Origin of the sequence: Microbacterium sp. NPDC090281, assembly GCF_044769635.1 — a bacterium.
Lineage (GTDB): Bacteria > Actinomycetota > Actinomycetes > Actinomycetales > Microbacteriaceae > Microbacterium.
In genome coordinates this window covers 356,807-378,308 of sequence record NZ_JBIVYH010000001.1, presented here as the reverse complement: position 1 = coordinate 378,308, position 21,502 = coordinate 356,807, and the positions used below count along the sequence as shown (strand labels likewise).

Annotated in this window: 20 protein-coding genes; 11 read left to right on the top strand and 9 right to left on the bottom strand. The window is 68.0% G+C overall.

The annotated features are described in order from the left end of the window. Position 1 precedes the first annotated feature (1 nt). Genes ACIQTX_RS01775 through ACIQTX_RS01755 form a run of 5 tightly spaced genes read left to right on the top strand, consistent with a single transcriptional unit; the run spans position 2 to position 4,916 of the window. Positions 2–1,498: an ABC transporter substrate-binding protein gene (locus ACIQTX_RS01775; RefSeq protein ID WP_402968087.1), complete on the top strand. Its 1,497-nt coding sequence runs from the start codon at positions 2–4 to the stop codon at positions 1,496–1,498. 52 nt (positions 1,499–1,550) lie between these two features. Next, positions 1,551–2,513 carry an ABC transporter permease gene (locus ACIQTX_RS01770; protein WP_387180124.1) on the top strand — a complete coding sequence of 321 codons (963 nt, stop codon included), beginning with the start codon at positions 1,551–1,553 and terminating at the stop codon, positions 2,511–2,513. Then, positions 2,510–3,370: an ABC transporter permease gene (locus ACIQTX_RS01765; RefSeq protein ID WP_387180127.1), complete on the top strand. Its 861-nt coding sequence runs from the start codon at positions 2,510–2,512 to the stop codon at positions 3,368–3,370. Before ACIQTX_RS01770 ends, ACIQTX_RS01765 begins: the two co-directional genes overlap by 4 nt. Next, positions 3,367–4,164 carry an ATP-binding cassette domain-containing protein gene (locus tag ACIQTX_RS01760; protein WP_402968082.1) on the top strand — a complete coding sequence of 266 codons (798 nt, stop codon included), beginning with the start codon at positions 3,367–3,369 and terminating at the stop codon, positions 4,162–4,164. The genes ACIQTX_RS01765 and ACIQTX_RS01760 overlap by 4 nt, the downstream gene beginning before the upstream one ends. Next, the gene (locus tag ACIQTX_RS01755; protein WP_402968079.1) at positions 4,161–4,916 is read left to right on the top strand and encodes an ABC transporter ATP-binding protein; all 756 of its coding nucleotides are present in this window, start codon (positions 4,161–4,163) and stop codon (positions 4,914–4,916) included. The genes ACIQTX_RS01760 and ACIQTX_RS01755 overlap by 4 nt, the downstream gene beginning before the upstream one ends. A 17-nt stretch (positions 4,917–4,933) precedes the next feature. On the opposite strand, the gene ACIQTX_RS01750 is transcribed toward ACIQTX_RS01755, so the two are convergent. From ACIQTX_RS01750 to ACIQTX_RS01735, 4 genes are all read right to left on the bottom strand, one after another. After that, a complete protein-coding gene (locus ACIQTX_RS01750) occupies positions 4,934–5,335 on the bottom strand; it encodes a DUF779 domain-containing protein (RefSeq protein WP_402968076.1) in 402 nt (133 codons plus the stop codon). A 66-nt stretch (positions 5,336–5,401) separates the two neighbouring features. Beyond that, entirely contained in the window at positions 5,402–6,952 is a 1,551-nt protein-coding gene (locus ACIQTX_RS01745) for an aldehyde dehydrogenase family protein (protein WP_402968073.1), read from the bottom strand. Between the two features lie 104 nt (positions 6,953–7,056). Continuing rightward, positions 7,057–8,385: a transcriptional regulator gene (locus ACIQTX_RS01740; RefSeq protein WP_402968070.1), complete on the bottom strand. Its 1,329-nt coding sequence runs from the start codon at positions 8,383–8,385 to the stop codon at positions 7,057–7,059. A gap of 78 nt (positions 8,386–8,463) precedes the next feature. Then, positions 8,464–9,030, bottom strand: a complete 567-nt coding sequence (locus ACIQTX_RS01735) for a TetR/AcrR family transcriptional regulator (RefSeq protein ID WP_402968067.1) — start codon at positions 9,028–9,030, stop codon at positions 8,464–8,466. A gap of 70 nt (positions 9,031–9,100) precedes the next feature. Between ACIQTX_RS01735 and ACIQTX_RS01730 the strand changes: the two genes are divergently transcribed. From ACIQTX_RS01730 to ACIQTX_RS01720, 3 genes are read left to right on the top strand one after another with little or no spacing between them, the layout of a single operon-like run. Then, positions 9,101–9,670 (top strand): dihydrofolate reductase family protein, encoded by a 570-nt coding sequence (locus ACIQTX_RS01730; RefSeq protein WP_402968064.1) that lies wholly within the window; start codon positions 9,101–9,103, stop codon positions 9,668–9,670. 47 nt (positions 9,671–9,717) lie between these two features. Next, complete coding sequence (locus ACIQTX_RS01725) at positions 9,718–10,065, top strand: FitA-like ribbon-helix-helix domain-containing protein (RefSeq protein WP_402968061.1); 348 nt, start codon at positions 9,718–9,720, stop codon at positions 10,063–10,065. After that, positions 10,052–10,444, top strand: coding sequence for a PIN domain-containing protein (locus ACIQTX_RS01720; protein ID WP_402968058.1), 393 nt, complete (start codon positions 10,052–10,054; stop codon positions 10,442–10,444). Before ACIQTX_RS01725 ends, ACIQTX_RS01720 begins: the two co-directional genes overlap by 14 nt. A gap of 6 nt (positions 10,445–10,450) precedes the next feature. Here ACIQTX_RS01720 and ACIQTX_RS01715 read toward each other — a convergent pair whose 3' ends face one another. Further along, entirely contained in the window at positions 10,451–11,878 is a 1,428-nt protein-coding gene (locus tag ACIQTX_RS01715) for a CCA tRNA nucleotidyltransferase (protein WP_402968055.1), read from the bottom strand. A gap of 152 nt (positions 11,879–12,030) precedes the next feature. Here ACIQTX_RS01715 and ACIQTX_RS01710 point away from each other — a divergent pair, with 152 nt between their 5' ends. The 3 genes from ACIQTX_RS01710 to ACIQTX_RS01700 all read left to right on the top strand — a co-directional run bounded on the left by ACIQTX_RS01710 (position 12,031) and on the right by ACIQTX_RS01700 (position 17,205). Then, on the top strand, positions 12,031–14,577 hold the full coding sequence (locus ACIQTX_RS01710) for a fibronectin type III domain-containing protein (RefSeq protein ID WP_402968052.1): 2,547 nt from the start codon (positions 12,031–12,033) through the stop codon (positions 14,575–14,577). A 127-nt stretch (positions 14,578–14,704) separates the two neighbouring features. Beyond that, the gene (locus ACIQTX_RS01705; RefSeq protein WP_402968049.1) at positions 14,705–15,358 is read left to right on the top strand and encodes a hypothetical protein; all 654 of its coding nucleotides are present in this window, start codon (positions 14,705–14,707) and stop codon (positions 15,356–15,358) included. Between the two features lie 80 nt (positions 15,359–15,438). After that, positions 15,439–17,205, top strand: coding sequence for an alkaline phosphatase family protein (locus ACIQTX_RS01700; protein ID WP_402968046.1), 1,767 nt, complete (start codon positions 15,439–15,441; stop codon positions 17,203–17,205). 14 nt (positions 17,206–17,219) lie between these two features. Here the strand turns inward: ACIQTX_RS01700 and ACIQTX_RS01695 are convergent, their stop codons facing one another. The 4 genes from ACIQTX_RS01695 to ACIQTX_RS01680 all read right to left on the bottom strand — a co-directional run bounded on the left by ACIQTX_RS01695 (position 17,220) and on the right by ACIQTX_RS01680 (position 21,477). Beyond that, a complete protein-coding gene (locus ACIQTX_RS01695; RefSeq protein WP_402968043.1) occupies positions 17,220–19,163 on the bottom strand; it encodes a collagen binding domain-containing protein in 1,944 nt (647 codons plus the stop codon). Positions 19,164–19,213: 50 nt separating this feature from the next. After that, positions 19,214–19,636, bottom strand: coding sequence for a GNAT family acetyltransferase (locus ACIQTX_RS01690; RefSeq protein WP_105526560.1), 423 nt, complete (start codon positions 19,634–19,636; stop codon positions 19,214–19,216). A gap of 35 nt (positions 19,637–19,671) precedes the next feature. Beyond that, on the bottom strand, positions 19,672–20,322 hold the full coding sequence (locus tag ACIQTX_RS01685; RefSeq protein WP_402968040.1) for a dihydrofolate reductase family protein: 651 nt from the start codon (positions 20,320–20,322) through the stop codon (positions 19,672–19,674). A 99-nt stretch (positions 20,323–20,421) separates the two neighbouring features. Further along, the gene (locus tag ACIQTX_RS01680; protein WP_402968037.1) at positions 20,422–21,477 is read right to left on the bottom strand and encodes an LLM class flavin-dependent oxidoreductase; all 1,056 of its coding nucleotides are present in this window, start codon (positions 21,475–21,477) and stop codon (positions 20,422–20,424) included. Positions 21,478–21,502: the final 25 nt, after the last annotated feature.

The window sequence follows — 21,502 nt, the reverse complement described above, 5'->3', positions numbered from 1 at the left end:
CATGAGAAGAACCCGCATCCTCGGCGCGCTCGGCGCCGTCGCCACGCTCGCCCTCGTGGCCGGTTGCGCGTCCGGCACGAGCAACGACGCCGCCGCGAGCGAAGACGCCACGATCTTCATCGGATCGCTGTACGAGCCCACCAACCTGAGCAACACCCAGGGCGGCGGCCAGGGCGTCACCGAAGCACTCACCGGCAACGTCTACGAGGGCCTGTACCGATTGACGGATGACGGCGCGGTCGAGCCTCTTCTCGCCGAAGACGCCCAGGTTTCCGACGACGGCCTGACCTACACGATCACGCTGCGCGACGACGTGACCTTCCACTCGGGCGACCCGCTCACCTCCGCCGATGTGAAGTCGAGCATCGAGGCCGTCACCGCCGAGGAATCGGTCTCTGCCCGCAAGTCGAGCTTCAAGACGATCGCCGACATCGCCACCCCCGACGACAACACGGTCGTGTTCACCCTGTCGGAGCGGTCGATCTCGTTCCTCTACAACCTCAGCTACGTCTGGATCGTGAACGACGAGGCCGGCGACATCACCAGCACCGAAGACGGCACCGGCCCGTACACGCTCGACGAGTGGAAGAAGGGCTCGACCCTCACCCTCGACCGCTGGGACGACTACTGGGGCGAGCCCGCCAAGAACGGCGAGGTCGTCTACACGTACTTCACCGACGCGACGGCCGAGAACAACGCACTCCTCACTGGCGAGATCGACGTCATCACCAGCGTGCAGAGTCCCGATTCGCTCACGCAGTTCGACTCCGATGACTACGTCGTGAGCGAGGGAACCTCGACCACGAAGGAGCTGCTCGCCTTCAACGACCGCGTCGCCCCCTTCGACAACACGCTCGTGCGCAAGGCGATCTACTCCGCGATCGACACGAAGAAGCTCCTCGAATCGATCTGGGGCGACTACGGCACGCTGATCGGCTCGATGGTCCCCCCGACCGACCCCTGGTACGAAGACCTCACCGCGGTGAACCCGTATGACGTCAAGCTGTCGAAGGATCTGCTCGCGCAGGCCGGCTACGCCGACGGCTTCACGTTCACGCTCGACACCCCGAGCTACGACCCGCACCCCGCGGTGGCGGAGTTCCTGCAGTCGCAGCTCGCCGAGGTCGGCATCACGGTCGAGATCAACACGATCAGTGCTGACGAGTGGTACACGAAGGTCTTCAAGGAGCAGGACTTCGAGGCCACTCTCCAGGAGCACGTGAACGACCGCGACGTGGTCTGGTACGGCAACCCCGACTTCTACTGGGGCTACAACGACGCCGACGTGCAGCAGTGGGTCGCCCAGGCCGAACAGGCAGCCACGACCGACGAGCAAACGGCTCTGCTGAAGCAGGTCAACGAGAAGATCGCCGCGGATGCCGCGAGCGTATGGTTGTACCTGTACCCGCAGATCGTGGTCGCCTCCAGCGACCTCAGCGGTTACCCGGTCAACGGCCTGAACTCGCAGTTCTTCGCGTACGACATCGTCAAGTCCTGACGTGCGTGGGGGATGCCGCGCGTCGGCATCCCCCACGTCATCCTGAGAAGCCATGCTCGCCTATCTCCTGCGCCGCCTCGCCTTCCTCGCGGTCTCGCTCGTCGTCGCGATGGTCGCGATCTTCGTGCTGCTGCGACTGCTTCCCGGCGACCCGGCCAATGCACTGCTCTCGGTGAACGCCACCCCGGAGCAGATCGACGCCGCGCGCGCCCAGGTCGGCTCCGACCAGCCTCTGTTGCAGCAGTTCACGACGTGGGCGGCACAGCTGCTCCGATTCGACCTCGGCGAGTCCTTCCTGAGCTCCCGTCCCGTCGGACCCGACATCGCCGATCGCCTCGCCGTGACGCTTCCGCTCACGCTCATCGCCTTCACCATCGCACTGCTCGTCTCGCTCGCGATCGGCATCACCGCGGCCGTGAAGTCCGACCGCTGGTACGGCATCGCGCTCTCGGGGTTCGCGCAGCTCGGTGTCGCGGTTCCCGTGTTCTGGGTCGGCGTCGTGCTCGTCTGGGTCTTCGCGCTCGGGCTGGGTCTGCTGCCGTCCGGCGGCTTCCCTCGAGACGACTGGGAGGATCCGGCCGACGCGCTGCGCTCGCTCGCGCTTCCGGTGCTCACGATCGTGATCGTCATGAGCGCCTCCCTGAGCCGCTACGTCCGCTCGGCCACCCTCGACGTGCTGGGCAGCGACTATCTGCGCACCGCCCGCGCGGGAGGATCCGGCATGGGTGAGGCCCTGCTCCGGCACGGTGTGCGCAACGGCGCGGTGCCCGTCGTCGCGATCCTCGGTATCGAGCTGTCCACCACGCTGCTGGGCGCGGTGGTCGTCGAGAGCGTCTTCACACTTCCCGGGCTCGGCAGCCTGTTGCTGTCGGCCATCGAGCAGCATGACTTCCAGGTCATCCAGGGCGTCCTCGTCGTCAGCACCCTCTTCGTGCTGCTGGTCGGGTTCGCCGCCGACATCGTGCAGCGCCTGATCGACCCGCGCCTGCGCACGAGCGTCTCGGGGAACCGATGAGCCGCGTCGCCGAACAGCTGATCACCGGATCGGTACCCGTGCGCCGGCGTCCGAAGGCGACCCTCCTGATCGGGATCGTGCTCACCGGTCTCATCGTGCTGATGGCCCTGGTCTCTCTGTTCTGGCTGCCCTACCCGCTCGCCGACACCAGCGGCAGTCGCCTCGAGGGGCCCAGCGCCCTGCACCTGCTCGGCACCGATCGACTCGGGCGCGACCTGTTCTCGCAGCTGATGTGGGGCGCACGGATCGCCCTCATCGTCGGCACCTGCGCCGTCGCGATCGCCGCGCTCCTCGGCACGATCGTCGGGCTCCTCGCCGCGTTCGCCCGCCCCTGGGTCGACGACACGCTCTCGGCGGGACTCGACGTCGTCATCGCCTTCCCCGTGCTGCTGCTCGCGATGCTGGTCGTCGCCGTGCAGGGCGCATCCCTGTGGTCGGCGGTGCTCGCGATCGGACTCGCGATGTCGGCGGTCGTGGCACGTCTCACCCGCATCCTCGCGCGGCGCGTGCTGCAGGAGCAGTACATCACCGCCGCGCGCACGAGCGGCACCGGCGTGCTCGGAATCGTGTTCCAACACGTGCTGCCGAACATCGCCCCCACGCTCGCCGTGAGCCTCGCGCTACAGTTCGGCGCCGCCGTGCTGGCCGAGGCGAGCCTGTCGTACCTCGGGCTGGGGGCTCCACCGCCCAACGCGTCATGGGGGCGGATGCTGCAGGAGGCGCAGGGCACTGTGCTTGTCGCACCGGTCGGCGCGATCGCTCCCGGTGTCGCGATCATCGCGCTCGTGCTCGGTGTGAACTTCCTCGCCGACGGTCTGCGCGATCTTGCCGACCCGACCCGCAGGAGGAGCCGATGAGCATTCTCGACGTCTCCGGCCTCACGGTGCGCTCCGGCACTGGCGCGCTCGTGCGTGACGTGTCGTTCGCGCTCTCTCCCGGTGAGCGACTGGGGCTGATCGGTGAGTCCGGTTCGGGCAAGTCTCTGACTTCGCTGGCGGTGACCGGGCTGCTGCCGGATGCGCTCAGCGCATCAGGATCGGTGCTGCTCGACGGCCACCAGGTCATCGGCGCTCGAGATGCCGATCTGCGCCCACTGCGCGGACCCGTCGCGCAGATCGTGTTCCAGGAGCCCCTCACCGCGCTCGATCCGCTGATGCGGGTGGGGCGTCAGATCGCCGAACCGCTGCGCCGCCACCTCGGGCTGCGCGGCGCGGAACTGCGTTCTGCGGTGGCGGCTGCTCTCGACGAGGTCGCGCTGTCCGACGCCCGCATCGCACGCGCCTACCCGTACGAGCTCTCGGGTGGTCAGCGCCAGCGGGTGGCCATCGCCATCGCCCTCGCGGCACGCCCGCAACTGCTCATCGCAGACGAGCCGACGACTGCACTGGATGTGACGGTGCAGGACGGCGTACTCGCCCTGATCGAGCGCCTCGTCGACGAGCGCGGCATGGCGCTGCTGTTCATCAGCCACGATCTGGCCGTCGTCTCGCGCATGGTCGAGCGCATCGTCGTGCTGCGCGACGGACTCGTCGTCGAAGCGGGCTCCGTGACGCAGGTGCTGCAGACGCCTGCGGAGCCGTACACACGGATGCTGGTCGACAGCGCCCGTGCACTCGATGCATTCCTCGACGCCGGGGAGGCCGGACGATGACACTGCTCGAACTGCGCGGCGCCGGCTTCGCCTATGGGTCACACCGCGTGCTCGACGACGTGTCGCTGAGCATCGACGAGGGCGACTCGCTCGGCCTCGTCGGAGAATCGGGCGCAGGCAAGTCGACGATCCTGCGACTGCTGCTCGGACTCGCCGCCCCGCGCGATGGCCAGGTGCTGTTCGAGGATGCACCGCTCGCACTGCGCGACCGGGGGCAGATGCGTCGCTTCCGCGCGAGCGTGCAGCCGGTGTTCCAGGATCCGTACTCGTCGCTCGACCCGCGCCAGCGCATCGATCGGATCGTCGGCGAACCGCTCCGCTCACTGGGGCTGGCATCCGGCGCCGACGCGCAGCGCCGCATCGCGGAAGCCCTCGACTCCGTGGGGCTTCCCGCCGACACCGCACGCCGGTACCCGCACGAGTTCTCCGGAGGACAGCGTCAGCGCATCGCGATCGCGCGGGCCGTGGTCTCCCGTCCCCGGGTGCTGCTCGCCGACGAACCGGTCAGCGCCCTCGATGTCACCACCCGCGTGCAGGTGCTCGAGCTGCTCGACCGGCTGCGCCGCGAGAACGGCCTGTCGCTCGTCATGGTGTCGCACGACCTGACCGCGATCGCCTCGGCCTGCGACCGTACGGTCGTGCTCCAGAACGGACGCGTCGTCGAGCAGGGGACTACCTCTTCCGTGCTGCACGACCCGCATGACCCCTACACGCGTGCGCTGGTCGACGCCGTTCCCCGGCTCCCGCGCTGAGCGCGCGACCCCGTCTGTCAGCTCCCTGACGACACCAGACCGAAGTACGCGAGTTCCGCGTCGTTCAGCATCCGGGAGCGGATCAGGAACCGCATGCCGGTCGGCCCCTCGACGCTGAACCCGGCACCGCGCCCAGGCACGACGTCGATAGTGAGGTGCGTGTACTTCCAGTACTCGAACTGAGACTCCGACATGAAGACCTCGACCGGCTGCGGAAGCCCGACGTCGAGCGCGCCGAGCAGCACGTCGCCCGGCCCCGTGATGAACATCCCGATCGGATAGCACATGGGTGAAGAGCCGTCGCAGCAGCCGCCGGACTGGTGGAACATGAGCGGCCCGTGCTGCACGGTCAGTTCGCGCACGAGTGATGCCGCCGCATCCGTCACGTCCACCCGCTGGTAGGTACCGATGCTGACCATGACTGCCGCCTTCCGGGGATGGAGCCGGGCGGACGCTGAGGGAGCAGCGCCCGCCCGGGATCGAACTCAGAAGAAGCCCATCGGGCCTTCCGCGTACGAGACCAGGAGGTTCTTCGTCTGCTGGTAGTGGTCGAGCATCATCTTGTGGTTCTCGCGCCCGACCCCCGACTGCTTGTATCCGCCGAACGCCGCGTGCGCGGGGTACTGGTGATACGTGTTGGTCCAGACGCGTCCGGCCTCGATCGCCCGCCCTGCACGATAGGCCGTGTCTCCGCTGCGGCTCCACACACCCGCGCCGAGTCCGTAGAGGGTGTCGTTCGCGATCGAGATCGCATCGTCGAAACCGTCGAACGAGGTGACCGACAGCACCGGGCCGAAGATCTCCTCCTGGAAGATGCGCATGTCGTTCGTGCCCTCGAACACGGTCGGGGCGACGTAATAGCCCTCGCTCAGATCGCCGCCGAGATCCACTCGCTCGCCACCCGTGAGCAGGCGCGCACCGCCTTGCTTGCCGATGTCGATGTAGCTGAGGATCTTCTCCAGCTGGTCGTTCGACGCCTGCGCGCCGATCATGGTCGCGGGGTCGAGCGGGTTGCCCTGCACGACCTTCGCGACCCGCTCCAACCCGTCGGCGAGGAAGCCGTCGTAGATCGAGCGCTGGATGAGAGCGCGCGAGGGGCAGGTGCAGACCTCACCCTGGTTCAGCGCGAACATCGTGAATCCCTCGAGCGCCTTGTCATAGAACGGGTCGCTGGTCGAGCGGGCGACGTCTTCGAAGAACACGTTCGGGCTCTTGCCTCCGAGCTCCAGCGTGACGGGGATCAGGTTCTGCGACGCGTACTGCATGATCAGGCGTCCGGTCGTGGTCTCCCCCGTGAAGGCGACCTTGCGGATGCGCTTGTGCTGCGCGAGCGGAGCGCCCGCCTCGATGCCGAATCCGTTGACGATGTTCACGACACCGGCGGGAAGCAGGTCACCGATGATGTCGAACAGGAACAGGAGCGACGCCGGAGTCTGCTCGGCCGGCTTGATGACGACGCAGTTGCCTGCGGCGAGCGCGGGCGCCAGCTTCCACACCGCCATCAGGATCGGGAAGTTCCAGGGGATGATCTGCCCGACCACACCCAGCGGTTCATGGAAGTGGTACGCGACGGTGTTCTCGTCGAGCTGGCTGATGCCGCCCTCTTGAGCGCGCAGAACGCCGGCGAAGTACCGGAAGTGGTCGACGGCGAGGGGGATGTCGGCGGCGAGGGCCTCACGCACCGGCTTTCCGTTCTCCCACGTCTCGGCGACCGCGATCTCCTCGAGGTGCTGTTCGATGCGGTCGGCGATCCTGTTCAGGATCACCGAGCGCTCTGCCGGGCTCGTCTTGCCCCACCCCGCGAACGCCTGCCAGGCGACCTCGACCGCACGGTCGATGTCTTCGACGGTGCCGCGTCCGACCTCGGTGAAGGGCTTGCCGTTCACCGGGCTGACGTTCTCGAAGTACTGGCCCTTCACGGGATCGACGAACTCGCCGCCGATGTAGTGGCCGTAGCGCGGGCGGTAGTTCGCGAGGGCGCCCGGCCGGCCCGGGGCCGCGTAGGCGAGGGACACGTCTTCTTCGACGATGCTCATGGGGTCTCCTTCGACGGGCCGCGCGTCGGTGCGGCGGCTGTCCTCCGAAGGTAGGTCGCGCGAGGTTGCGCCCCGGTGCGCAACGTTGCGCCCGGTTGCAGACCTCAGCTCTCGAGGCGCTCGATCCGTGCGACCAGCCCTGCTCGTTTCGGCGAGCGGGCGGGCAGCATCTCCAGCGCGAGGCGGAGGGCCTCGGCATCGCCCTGCCCCTCGGGGATCTCGGCGTACGAGAGCAGCACGTCGAGACTGGCCTCGGACAGCATCGCCTCTCGCAGCGCGGCCCGCACCGACTCGCGGAACTCCTCCACGCCGGGTGATGTCGACTCCGGCAGCACCGGACCTCGATACGCGGTGAGTGCCACCCGGTGGGCACCGCGATCGAGCAGCGACAGCACATCGTGCGCATCGGTGTCGAGCGGGACGGGCAGGCGATACGGACGAGACTCCGGCACGAGGTCGGGTGCAGTGCGCTCGAGCACCTTGCGAAGGCGCACCATCTCCGGGCGCAGTGTGTCGGGAGAGACTCCACTGCCGTAGACGAGCTCGCAGAGGCGCTCGGCGGAGAGACCCTGACGGTGCAGGGCCAGCATCAGCAGGATCGCGGCGTGACGCGCGCTGAGCTCGATCATCGATTCGCCGTAGGCCGACTCGGTCTCCAGGCGAGCTCGATCGCGGCCCAGCACGTGCAGGGTCGCGCGGGCAGTCACCGGCGTGCGTGCCTTCGTCGTCGTCGACCTGGACCGAGGCGCCTCGCTGCGTTCACGAAGACGCGCCACCATCAGCTCCGACTCAACCGCGCGAGCCGTCGCGTCGACGAGCAGTCTCGCCTGCAGCGACACGACCTCGGGACCTCCCGTGATGTCGATGACTCCGAGCACACGCTGGGTCTCAGGGTCGCGCACCGGGGCAGCGGTGCACGACCACGGATGCACCAGGCGGTTGTAATGCTCTGCGCCACGGATCTGCACCGATTGCCCGAGGGCGAGCGCGGTTCCCGGCGCACTCGTGCCGACGGAATCCTCCGACCAGTTCGCCCCGGCGACGAAGCCCATCCCATCGGTGAGCGAGCGCAGCTGGCTGTCGCCCTCGATCCACAGCAGCCGCCCCGCCTGGTCTCCCACCGCGATGATCACACCGGTGTCCTCGACCTCGCCGGGAAGCAGCAGGGCACGGATCATGTCCATAGCTGAGGCGAGCGGGTGGGCGAGACGGTAGGCCTCGAGTTCGTCGCTGACCAGCTCGAGTGGAGGGGCGCCCTCGGGGCCGACCCGACCGCGCCACGACCGTTCCCACGACTCTCGGACGAGGGGTCGCACCTCCTGCAGTCGCCGGTCGTCGAGGTTGCCGGCCAGCAGCTCCTCGTGCGCGCGCTCGATGAGCAGTCGCGATGTCGGAGGAAGGGACTCGCGAGATACCTGCCACGGCGCAGACACAGCGGTCTCCGATCGTCGAGGACGTGCGTTGCCTCAGTGTACGAGCAGCGCGCCCGCGAGGGAACACCCCTTGCGACGTCAGCGGATGAGCCCGGCCACCAGGTCGTCGATCACGTCATCGGTGGAGGTCTCCGGATCGATCGGCGTGGTCAGCCTGTCGAGCAGCAACCCGTCGATCGCGTAGTGGAACAGAGCGATCTCACGGCGTCCGCCCGGGAGCCCCGCCGCGGTGTTGAAGGCTACGTCGCCTTCGAAGCCAGCACGCTGCCAGGCGCGGAGGACCGCAGCGACCTCCGGGCGGCGTCCACCCTCGAGTCGCAGCTCGAAGAGGGCGAGGGTGACGTCCGGGTCGGCGGTGAGGCGGCGGACGATGTCGCGGATGTAGTCGGCGAACAGCGCGGGCCCCGGGGCCGCGGAGGCACGCCGTTCCAAATCGTCCGGTGTGGGCGCGAGTCGCTCCCCGATCCGCTCCACGAGCCCCTCGATCAAGGCATCCCGACTCCGGAAGTAGTTCGAGGTCGTGCCGGTCGGAACCTGTGCGGCGGTGTCGACCGCGCGGTGAGTGAGGCCCCGCGACCCCTCTCGCGCGAGCACCGTGAGCCCGGCGTCTGCGATCGTCCGCCGTCGGGAGTCGTTCTTCACCATGACTCGAACACTAGCGCAATCACTACGCCTGTTGTACTGTAACTGCGACATCTGTAGTGATTGGAGAATCATGCGAGAGCTCGTGTACTACGCCGCCGTCACCCTCGACGGCTACATCGCCGGCCCGAACGGGGAGTTCGATGCCTTCCTCGTCGAGGGCGACCACATGGCGGGCATCAACCGGCGATTCGCCGACACCCTCCCCACCGTCGCCGCCGAAGCACTCGGCATCGAACAGAAGCGCGAGGTGTTCGACACCGTGCTGATGGGGTGGAACACCTACCAGGTGGGCGGCCTGCCCAGTCCATATGCGCACCTCCGGCAGATCGTGTTCAGCCGAACGAGGTCCGCGGAGGCCGAGAGCCTGGAGGTCACAGCCGAAGATCCGGTCGCCGTGGTGCGCCGCCTCAAGCAGGAGGACGGCGCCGCGATCTGGCTCTGCGGCGGCGGCGCTCTGGCCGCGACGCTCGCAGACGAGATCGATCGGCTCGTCCTCAAGCGGCAACCTCTGCTGTTCGGCTCGGGCATCCCGCTGTTCGGCGACCGCCCCTACCGTCCGGACCGGTTCGACGTCGTCGAGACCGTCGCCTACGACAGCGGCGTCGTGTTCACCGAGCTGGAGCGCCGCCGCGAGGGGTAGATGGGCACGGGAGGCGATGCTAGCATTCTGCTGTCAGGAGGCGAGACATGGCGACCGTGACCATCCGGAATCTCAGCGACGACGTCGTCGACGCATTGAAGGAGCGTGCCCGGCGAAACTCCCGTTCGATGGAGGCCGAGGTGCGCGATGTACTGACCCGCCTGGCGGAAAACGACGCGAGCGGGATCGAGGCCTCCCTCGCGCAGCGGATTCCGCAACGTCGACGCTGGTCCGTTCCGTCGAGCGAGATCATGGCGTGGATCGACGGGAACCCCTCGACTCCTGAGCAGGACAGGATGCGGGAGGAATGGGCGGCTGAGTTGGAGGCCGATCGGAGGAACCCGCTGTTCGACGAGACCATCCGTGACCCATGGGACGACGATGCTTCTGCTTGACACGAACGTGCTGATCCGGATCCGAGAAGTGCGTCTCCCTCGTGACGACGTCGCTCTGAGCGCACTCTCCTTCGCGGAACTCCGGTTCGGCGTCGAGCGTGCGAGCGCACCCGCAGTCCGCCGAGAGCGTCAGACCGACCTCGCTCGAATCGCGACCATGTTCTCGTCCGACTGGCTGCCGTTCGACACCGCCGCCGCTGATTCCTATGCCACGCTGGCGGCGCACGTCGCAACCAAGCGTCCTGCCCACGCGCGGAGCACCGATATCATGCTGGCCGGCCACGCCCACTCACTCGGCGCCGCCTTCCTCACCTTCAACCCGAAGGACTTCGAGCTCGTGTCCGACCGGGTCGAGATCATCGTCCCCGAGCGGCGCTGAGGCTGCTCAGCTCCGCGCGGCCCACCACTCGCGCAGCCGCTGCTCGGCGACCTCCGGGCCCAGCACACCCTCATCCAGACGCAGGTCGAGCAGGAACTTGTAGGCCTCGCCCACCTCGCGCCCCGGCGTGATGCCGAGGACCTGCTGGATGCGGTTGCCGTCGATCTCCGGACGGATGGAGTCGAGCTCCTCCTGCTCGCGCAACGCGGCGATGCGCGACTCGATGTCGTCGTAGGCGCTCGCCAGGCGTCCGGCCTTGCGCTTGTTGCGGGTGGTCACGTCGGCGCGCGTGAGGATGTGCAGGCGCTCGAGCAGGTCGCCGGCGTCGCGCACATAGCGGCGCACGGCAGCATCCGTCCACGCCCCCTCGGCATAGCCGAAGAAGCGCAGGTGCAGCTCGACGAGGGTGGCGACAGCGTCCGTCGTATCGCTGTCGAACCGCAGCGACTGCAGGCGCTTGCGTGCCATACGGGATCCGACCACGTCGTGGTGGTGGAAGGTGACCACTCCCCCGTCTTCGAGCTTGCGGGTGCGGGGCTTGCCGATGTCATGCAGCAGCGCGGCGATGCGCAACGGCACATCGGGTGCAGCGCCGGGATGCCGGGCGTGCTCGAGCTCGATCGCCTGACTGAGCACGGTGAGCGAGTGCTCGTAGACATCCTTGTGATGGTGATGCTCGTCGACCTCGAGGCGCAGTGCGGTGACCTCGGGGAGGAACTCGTCGATCAAGCCGGTGTCGACCAGCACTCGGATGCCGCGCACCGGGTCGTCGGTCTGCATGAGGCGCACGAGTTCCGACTGGATGCGCTCGGGGCTCACGATCGCCAGTGTCTCGCGCAGCTCGGTGATCGCGTCAGAGGTGGCCTCTTCCACACGGAACCCGAGCTGGGCGCTGAAACGGGCCGCACGCAGCATCCGCAACGGGTCGTCGCCGAACGAGACCCGCGGATCGGCGGGTGTGCGCAGTACGCCGGCGACCAGGTCTTCGACGCCTCCGGTCGGGTCTACGAGCTTCACGGACGGCACCAGCAGGGCCATGGAGTTGACGGTGAAGTCGCGGCGCACGAGGTCGCCGTCGATCGTGTCGCCGAACTCGACCGTGGGCTTGCGGGTCACACCGTCGTAGCTGTCGGCGCGGTAGGTCGTGATCTCGACCTGCTCACCCTGCACGCGGGCACCGATCGTGCCGAACGCACGGCCGATGTCCCACTGCGCGGTCGAGAGCGGCTTGACGATCTTGAGGATGTCATCGGGCGAGGCGTTCGTCGTGAAGTCGAGGTCATGCGTCGCACGGCCGAGCAGCGCGTCGCGTACCGGTCCACCGACCACGGCCAGGTCGAAGCCGGCGTCCTCGAACGCCGTCGCGAGGGTGCGGACGACCGGATTCTCGGCGAGCGCACCGAGACGAGCGAGGCCGTCAGCCATGTTGAGCATGGTTTCCAGCGTACCGGGGTGGGTGCGAAGGCTGCCGCGGGGGCCTGTTCACCTCCCGGTCGCCCGGAGGCCAGCCCCCGGTCATCCGCCTTCGATGGGGTGGAGGGGCCCCGTGCGGCTGAGCACGGAACTCCCCACCCCGAAGGACTCACATGACCTCCCCCACCCCTGCGGTGCGGTGGCGGCGTCGCGGATTGACATCCGTCGCGCTCCTCGCCCTGCTCGGCGGCGCCGTCGTCGCCCCCGCGGCCCTCGCCGCACCCGACCCCGAGGTGCCGACGGGCTCGCTGATCACCGGCGACACCGCCTGGCACTACCTCGACGACGGCTCCGACCCGTCTCCTGCGCCGGCACAGCTCCGCGACTGGACGCTGCCCGCCTACGATGACAGCGCGTGGAAGACAGCGCCGGGTTCGTTCGGCGCCAAGGGCGGGAAGCTCGCACCGGTCGGCCCGCAGACGCCGAAGACCCTTCTCAACCACTACCTCGACGGCACCAAGGCCCCGACCGTGCCGACCTACTTCTTCCGCACGACGTTCGAGCTCGAAGCGGGCGTGGCCGAGCAGGTCGCGGCCCTGCAGAGCACCATCACGTACGACGACGCGATCATCGTCTGGCTCAACGGCGTGGAGGTCGCCCGCTACGTCGACGGCCGCATCACCGACACCAAGAACGTCGAGTACGCCGGAGACAGTGGCGGCGACCCGCTCACGAGCTCGTTCAGCGCCGAAGGCGAGCTGCTGCACGACGGTACGAACACCATCGCCGTGTCGCTGTTCCAGGACCGCGAGACCAGCTCCGACATCTACTTCGACATGTCGTCGCTGACCCTCGTGAAGGCATCCGCTCCCGGCGCGCCCGTGGTGGCGCCGCCGACGCGCGTCATCCTCACCCCGACCGAACAGCCGGCCGTCTCGCAGTCGTTCTCATGGCTCGCCGGTGACGCCTCGCACACGGTCGGACAGGTCGAGATCGCCCCGACCGCGGGCGGCGACGTCCGCACGGTCGACGCCTACGACGCCGGTGTGGTCAACGGCAATCCGAACAAGCACTTCTCGGCAACGATCACCGGTCTCACGGCAGCCACCGAGTACCGCTACCGCGTCGGCCTGCCCGGCAGCTGGAGCGACTGGTTCGAGTTCCGCACGGCCGACCCCAAGGCCACCGACTTCCAGTTCATCTACTACGGCGACGCGCAGATCGGCCTCGACACCACGTGGCCGAGCGTCGTGAAGCAGGCCGAAGCCAATGCACCCCGGTCGATCGGCTCCGTGCACGCGGGCGACCTGATCAACACGTCGAGCAATGAGAACGAGTGGGTCAACTGGTTCAAGGGCATGAAGGACTCGGCCGTCCGCACCAACGTGATGGCAGCCCCCGGCAACCACGAGTACTCCGGCGACAAGCTGCTCACGGCATGGAAGGCCGCGTTCGAGTACCCGCACAACAACCCGTCGACGAGTTCGATCGGCGAACTCGCGAACCTCGCGAAGGGCGACTCCGAGGTCGCGCAGCAGTACCGCGCGTTCTTCGACCACTGGAGCTCGTTCGCCGCCGAGACCGCGTATTACACCGACTACCAGGGCATCCGCTTCATCACTCTGAACGCGACACGCGACACGACGTTCCTCACGCCGGCCGGTCTCCCGTCCTGCACGGGAGCAGAGTGCCCCTCCGCGCAGATCGGCCTCCTCTGGACCCGCTTCCAGGGTGCCTGGCTCGACCTGCTGCTGCAGAACAGCCCGTCGAAGTGGAACGTCGTCACGTTCCACCAGCCGGTGTTCTCCGCATCCGAGGGACGCGACGAGCCGGTGCTGCGCGCCGAATGGCTGCCGGTCTTCCAGCGCAACGACATCGATCTGGTGCTCATGGGCCACGACCACACCTACGCCCGCGGCTACGTGAACACGGATGCCACCGAGACCCCCGGCCTCACCACCGGACCGGTCTACGTCGTGTCGAACTCGGGCGCGAAGCACTACGACCTGGAGACTCCTGAGAAGAACGTCTGGACCAACAACGGCGCCACCCAGGTGCTGCGCGGCCAGGGCGTCACGACCTATCAGGTGATCGACGTCTCGAAGAACCAGCTCGTCTACCGCTCCTACCTCGCGGAGAAGCAGCCGGGCGCCACGACCGATCTTCCCGTCGGTGCCGTCTACGACACCTTCACGGTGACGAAGTCGGATGCCGGCGAGAAGTGGGTCACTGAAGCCGGTGTCACGCCTCCGGTCACGCCGGAGCCCGAGGTTCCTGCCAAGGTCGAGCTCGGCGCTGCATCCGTGAAGGCCGGCGGCACCGTCACGGTGTCGGGCAGCGGCTTCGCGGAGGGCGCTCAGCTGCGACTCGAGCTGCGTTCCGATCCGGTGCAGCTGGGCACGGCGACCGCCGGTGCGGATGGCTCGTTCCAGCGCACGGTCACGATCCCGGCGAACACTGCGGCGGGTTCTCACACGCTCGCCGCGATCCTCCCGGACGGCACCGAAGTCACCGCCGCACTGACCGTCGCGGCGGCAACCGGTGGTGGAGCGGTGGCACCCGGCAACGGCGGCTCATCCGGCGGCGACCTCGCCACCACGGGTGCCGACAGCGTGCCGTACGTCGTCGCAGCCGTCGTGCTCCTCGCGGCGGGTCTCGGCCTGTTCGCGATGCGCCGTCGTCGGCAGCACGCCACGGTGGAGACGACTGAGGCGGAGTAGTCCGAAGGAGGGCGCCGTCCGGGCTCCGGGCCGGGCGGCGCCCTCTGCTGATGTCCCATCGATAACGATCCGGATGCCGCCACGCGTACGGGCCGTCCTCGTCCGCGGGGCATCCTAGGCTCGTACCATGCACCGCCGCTCCCACGTCATCCTCGCTTCCACCGCCGCCGTGCTGCTGGGCTTCTCGCTCACCGCCTGCGCCCCCGCGAGTACGGACGGCTCCGCGACACCGTCACCGTCACCGACGTCATCGCCGGCACCCTCCCCGTCCGTCACACCCACCCCTGAGGTACACATCATTCAGATCTCGGTCGACGGGCTGTCGATCGACGACGGCCCCGTGATCACGTACAGGGAACCGGACGGTGCTGTCGCCGCCCTCACCGATGCATTCGGATCGGCACCGACGGAAGGTCCGGTCGAGGGTCCCTATGGCAGCGTGTACGCCGGGTTCGACTGGGAAGGGACGAAGGCGACGGTCCAAGAGACATACTTCTACCTGAGCGTTTCGGCAGATGCCCCCGGCGTCACGTTCCGCACGCCGGAGGGCATCGGCATCGGTTCGACGCGCGCCGAGGCTGTGGCCGCAGGAGCCGTGGACGGGTGGGATGAGGACAGCGACGGCGTCGCCGATTATCTGAGCATCGGCATGCGAGAGGTGCCCGGCACCGAGTCGCTCGAGCATCCCGGCGAAGTCGGAGTGGAGTACATCAACCTGAAGATCACGGACGACACCGTCACCCGTCTCAGCAGCGGCGGCAACGACTTCGCCGACATCTGACGCGACTCGCGAGGTGCATCGACGGCGATCTCCGAAGTCATGCAGGGCGACGAGGGGTGGTCCGGTCATAGGATCGCGGCATGGCCGATGACGACTCCTCCTCCCCCGACGCTCCCCGCGATGCCTCCCGCCGAGGCTTCTTCAAGGTGGGTGGTGCCGCTCTCGCCGGCGCGGTGGTCGGGGGTGCAGGTGGCGCGGCCATCGGGGCCTCGATCGCAGGAAGCGCACGCGATGGATTCGCGGCCGACCCCGATCAGTTCGCCGCACTCACGCCAAGAAGTGAGCCGGGCTTCGACCACCTCGTCGTGGTGATGGGTGAGAACCGCTCCTTCGACAATCTGCTCGGGTACTTGTACTCGAAGGAGAACCTGCCGAAGGGCGAGAAGTTCGAAGGCCTCGACTTCGGCTCGTACAGCAACACCGCCGCCGACGGCACGGTGGTCGACGCACACGTGTACGAAGGCGACACCGACCGGATCATGAGCCTTCCCGACCCGGATCCGGGCGAGGAGTATCCGCACGTCAACACGCAGATCTTCGGCACGGTCGACCCGAAGACGAACGCCGACCTCTTCGTCGACCAGATGACCGCGCCGTTCAACGCCCCGACGCACGGCGAGAAGGCCACGATGTCGGGGTTCCTCGACGACTACATCATCAACTTCCGGCGTCTGCGCAAGGGAGTCGATCCGAAGCCCGAAGAGGCGGCGCACATCATGGGCTCGTTCTCGCCCGAGATGCTGCCGGTGCTGTCGACGCTCGCCTCCGAGTTCGCCGTCTTCGACCACTGGTACGCCGGCGTGCCTTCGCAGACTTTCTGCAACCGCTCCTTCTTCCATGCCTCCACCTCGCACGGCTTCGTGACCAACCAGGCCGGTGGCGGCTACCGGAAGTGGCTGGATGCACCGGCCGCGCCCACGGTGTTCAACCGGCTCGAGGACAAGAAGGTGAGCTGGAAGGTTTACATCGACAAACTGCAGCTGGTCTCGTTCACGGGGATGCTGCATGCGGCGGTGCTGGAGAAGTACTGGCGCACCGACCACTTCGGCACCATGGAGGACTTCTACGCCGAGGCCAAAGACGGGAAGCTGCCCGCCTATGCGTTCATCGAGCCGCGGATGGTCTACGACCACAACGACTTCCACCCCCCGTTCGGTTCTCCCCGCGAGGGCGAGGTCGACGGCGAGGCCGTGTTCGACAGCGCGATCTCGGATGTGCGCGCCGGCGACCGGCTCATCCACGACATCTACGAGGCGGTGCGCACGAGCGCCTCCCCGAAGGGCTCCAACGCCGTCAACACCCTGCTGCTCATCACGTTCGACGAGCACGGCGGATGCTACGACCACGTGCCGCCGCCCGCTGCCACCAAGCCCACCCCCGACACCGAGGCGGGCGAGATGGGCTTCACATTCGATCGACTCGGGTGCCGCGTACCGGCGATCGCCGTGTCGGCCTACACGCGGCGCGGCAGCATCATCCACGACGAGATGCATCACGGCTCGGTCACCGCGACCCTCTCGCGCCTGCACGGCCTGAAGCCCCTCAACGACCGTGACCAGTCAGCCAACACGCTGCTGAACGTCGTGAACCTCGACAAGCCGCGGCACCCGTCCGACTGGCCGGTGACGACTCCCGCCTACACGCCGCCGAACCCGGAGGACACGGCACCGCAGCCAGGCGAGCAGGATCAGATGAAGCCGCTCACGCCGCCCGCGCGTGGCCTGCTCGGCCTGCTCCTCGCGCGCTACGGCAAGCCCGGCGAGCAGGAGCCCGAGACGTTCGCCGACGCCTACAAGCTCCTCCACGAGCACGGCGAAGAGTTGTTCGGCCCGCCGAACGGCAGCTGACCGCGACTCGCGGGCTACTTCCGCCCTGCGCGCCGGCGGGAGACGATCAGGAGAGTCGCGCCGAGGATGATCACGACCGCACCGCCCGCCGCCCAGGCGAGCGTCTCAGGTCCGAGTCCGGTTGCAGGCAGCCGTCCGTTGCCGTTGCTATTCCCGTTTCCGGTCGACGGATCGGGCGACGGCGATGGCGGGACGACGACGGCCGCGAGAGTGAAGTCCTGCCCCTCGATGGACTCGCCGACAGCGGAGATCACGACGGTGCGGATCGCCGGGCCGACCACACTGCTGCCGGTCGGCGTGCGCACGATCAGCTCATAGGTTCCGGGAGCGAGGCTGCCGAGACCATAGGTGCCGTCGGCGTCGGTCGTGAGCTGCTGTGGACCACCGGGTCCGTTCAGGTCGATCACCACACCACCTACGGGGGCGCCGCCGTCGGTGCGCACCGTGCCGTCGATGGCCCCCAGCCGCGCGAGGTCGAAGTCCACACCTGTCACGTCCGTTCCCGCGACGGGCTCGGTGCGGCTGACGGGAGAAGTGGCGACATACCCCTCCGGCGTCGTCATCGTCACCGTGTAACCGCCGGCGGGCAGGCGCGCGAACGTGTAACCGCCGTCCGCTCCGGTCACGGTCGTGAGAGTGCCCCCGCCCTGCAGCACGGCGGTGACCGTGACTCCTGGCACTCCCCCGCCGTTCCATCGGACGACCCCGCTCAGGCTCGGGTTCGCCTTGATGACGAAGTCGGCGAGGGTGATCAGGTCCTCGTTGTCAGCGGGGACCACGAAATCGGGCGGGGCAGTTTCGAGGGTGTACCCGGTCGGGACGACGATGCTCGCCTCCTGCGGCCCGTCCAGGACCATGTCGAACAGATACCGTCCATCCGCGTCGGTCATCGTGGTCTGTCCGTCGATCGTGACCGCGACACCGGCGATGGGGTTGCCGTCCCCATCGACCACCAGCCCGGTGACGGGTGAGGGGATGATGTCTCGCACGGTGAAGTCGACCCCCTCGGCGTTGCCGCCGCTGAGGTCGACCGGGGTCGTGGTCTGGCCGACGGCGATCTTGTCGTCGGGTGCCGTGACGCTCACGCGATACCCGTCCGTGGCGATGAATCCGGGGAACGAATAGGTGCCGTCCGCAGCAGTGGTCGTCCGGCCGACGATCGAGCCGTTGCCGTCTGTGAGCGTCAGGGCGACACCGTCCAGAGGACCGGTGGCCACGTCGGCGACGGTGCCTCGGATGTCGTTCGCGGCCGAGACGAACCACGTCTGGTAGACGGGGAGGCCGGATCGCCGGGTGAAGATGAAGCTGAGTGAGCTGATGGGGGTCGAGGGCTCGAACCACGCGGCGGACCCGCTGGTGTCGGCGGCAGCCGCGTTGCCGGTGAGCGTGAGGGTCGCGGCATCCCAGGTCGGCACGTCATCTGCGGCACCGTTGCAGGCGGGCTTGCCGGCGACTCCGGGGGCGCAGTAGTTGAAGCGGTCTCTGAGACCGATCTCCGAAGCGGTGAGCACATGCCCGTCCGGGGCGACGGCCTGGATGCGCACGCTGTCGGAGTCGATGTCACCCAGCGCGAAAGCCCACCCCGACGTCGGCGTCGGGGCGGCGAACGAATAGGTCGTCGTCGACGGGCTCGTGGCGTTGTCGGCCTTGGGGCGCAGATTCAGGTACGGCTGGTCCTTGCTGGATCCGTACTTGGCCCCGATGGGCGTGCCCTCGGAAAGCCAGGTCGACGCCCCGGTGATCACTCCGACCTGTCCTGCGCGCGAGTCGCTGGTCATGGTCGCGGTGAGTGCAGGCTTCGGCGCCACCTGGACCGTGGTCGTATAGGCGCCTCCCGTGCCGCCGAGCAGCCCCCAGGTGGCCCACGACGTCACGGCGGCTGCGGCGGGGATGGCTCCCACGAGTACGGCGACGAGCACGATGGCTCCGGTGATGATCCCGTTGCGGCGAAAACGCATGCGGTCAGAGTACTGGTATACCGGATCGCTGAGAAGTGAATTCTTCGGGACTACACGTCGGCGATCAGCCTCTTGCCGAGGTCCACCGTGTCATCGATCTCGTAGCCGAGCCGGCGGTAGAAGTCGACGACCTGCGCGTTGCCGGAACGCACCTGCAGATTCACCTTCGGGCAGCCCAGGTCGCGCAGGCCGGCCTCGACGTGGGCGACGAGTGCCCGGCCCACCCCGAGCCCTCGGGAATCGAGCTGTGTCGCGAGGTAGTTCATCCACCCGCGGTGCCCGTCGTACCCGGCCATGACCGAGCCGAGGATGCGGCCCGTCTCGTCTTCCGCCACGACGAAGAGGTGCGACTGCACGGTCGCCTTGCGAGCGATGTCCTTGAGTGGGTCGTTCCACGCTCTCGTGAGCCCTGCCGCCGCCCACAGGGCGACGACGGCATCGGTGTCTTCAGGCTGGAAGGGTCGGATTCGCACCCGTCCAGCTTTCCAGATCGGAGCGCTTCCCCGGATCAGCCCTCGCGTGAGAACGTGATGTGCGTGACGCCGGACTCGGCGACCTCCGAGGTGACGCGGTAACCGGATTCGAGACCGCGCAGATCGTCCCACAGACGGATCCCGCTTCCGATCACGATCGGCGTGATGCCGACATGCAGGTCATCGACGAGTCCGGCACGAAGATACTCACGAACGGTCGTCGCCCCACCCCCGACGCGCACGTCCTTCCCACCCGCTGCGTCGACCGCGGTGCGCAGTGCCTCCTCGGGAGTCGCCGAGAGGAAGTGGAAGCTCGTGCCGTTGGCGAACTCGATCGAGGGACGCGGCGTGTGCGTGAGCACGAACACCGGCGCGTGGAACGGCGGCTCCTCGCCCCACCAGCCGCGCCACTCGGGGTCGTCCGGGTTGGCATGCAGACCGAACATCCCGGCTCCCATGATCTCGGCGCCGATGTTCTCGAAGTACTGGGAGGCGTACTTCTCGTCGACGCCGTCGGTGCCCGCCCCGCTGGTGTCGTGGAAGACACGCTCGTGGAACGTTCTGGTCGCCGTGTATGCGGCGGTGAGTCGGCCCCAGTCGTCGCCGAAGGGGTTCTCGGGAGTCTGATCCGTCGTCGTGGCGAAGCCGTCGAGCGAGATGTTGAGATCGACGCGAACACGGGTCATGACTGCCTCCGGAACTGCACGGGGTGACGGCGCCTCCATCGAAGCACCGTCACCCAGCGTCAGCTTTCCTCCCGGCGATGTCAAGGGCGCCGGTCGGGATCAGACGGGGTCGCCCTGGACGGGCCCTTCGGTGTTCGGCTTCCACCCGAGTGCGGGGGCCACGTGCTTGGCGAACGACTCCAGCACGTGCAGGTTGTAGTCCGGTCCGAGCTGGTTCGGGATGGTCAGCATCAGGGTGTCAGCAGCCATCACGGCCTCGTCCTGTCGAAGCTGCTCGATCAGCACGTCGGGCTCGGCCGCGTAGGTCTTGCCGAACGTGGAGCGGAACCCGTCGATGATGCCGACCTGGTCGGCGTTCTCCTCGCTCCGAAGGCCGAAGTACGCGCGGTCCATGTCGGAGACCAACGGGAACACGCTGCGGCTGACCGAGACCCGCGGGGTGCCGGTGTGCCCGGCTTCCTTGTAGGCCGACCGGAACAGGTCGATCTGCTCGCGCTGCAGTTCGTGGAACGGCTGCCCCGTCGCCTCGGTGACGAGGGTCGAGCTCATCATGTTGAGACCCTTGCGACCCGTCTCGATCGCGGTCGGCCGGGAACCCGACCCCCACCAGATGTGGTCACGGAGTGTCGGCGACTGCGGTTCGATCGCGAGGTAGCGCCCCGCGCCCACCATGCGGGGGTCGCCGGGGGCGATTCCTTCGCCGTCGATCGCGCGGAGGAAGAGGTCGAACTTCTCGCGGGCGATGACGCTGCCGCGCTCGGTGTCCTCCTCGTCGACATAGCCGAACGTCTCGTAGCCACGAAGAGCCGTCTCGGGTGAACCACGGCTCACGCCCAACGCGATGCGGCCGTCTGCGATGAAGTCGAGAGCAGCCGCCTCCTCAGCGAACTGGAACGGGTTCTCGTACCGCATGTCGATCACGCCGGTACCGACCTCGATGCGCTTGGTCCGCGCGGCCATGGCACTCAGGAGCGGCATCGGAGAAGCCGCCTGGCGCGCCCAGTGATGCACGCGCACGTACGCGCCGTTCACACCGATCTCGTCGGCACCCTCCGCGATCGCGATGGTCTGCTTCAGCATGTCGCCCGCGGTGCGGGTCACCGAGCCCGGCACATCCGCGTAGTGCCCGAACGAGAGGAATCCGAAAGCCTTCATGATCTATTCCAACGCATGTATCCGC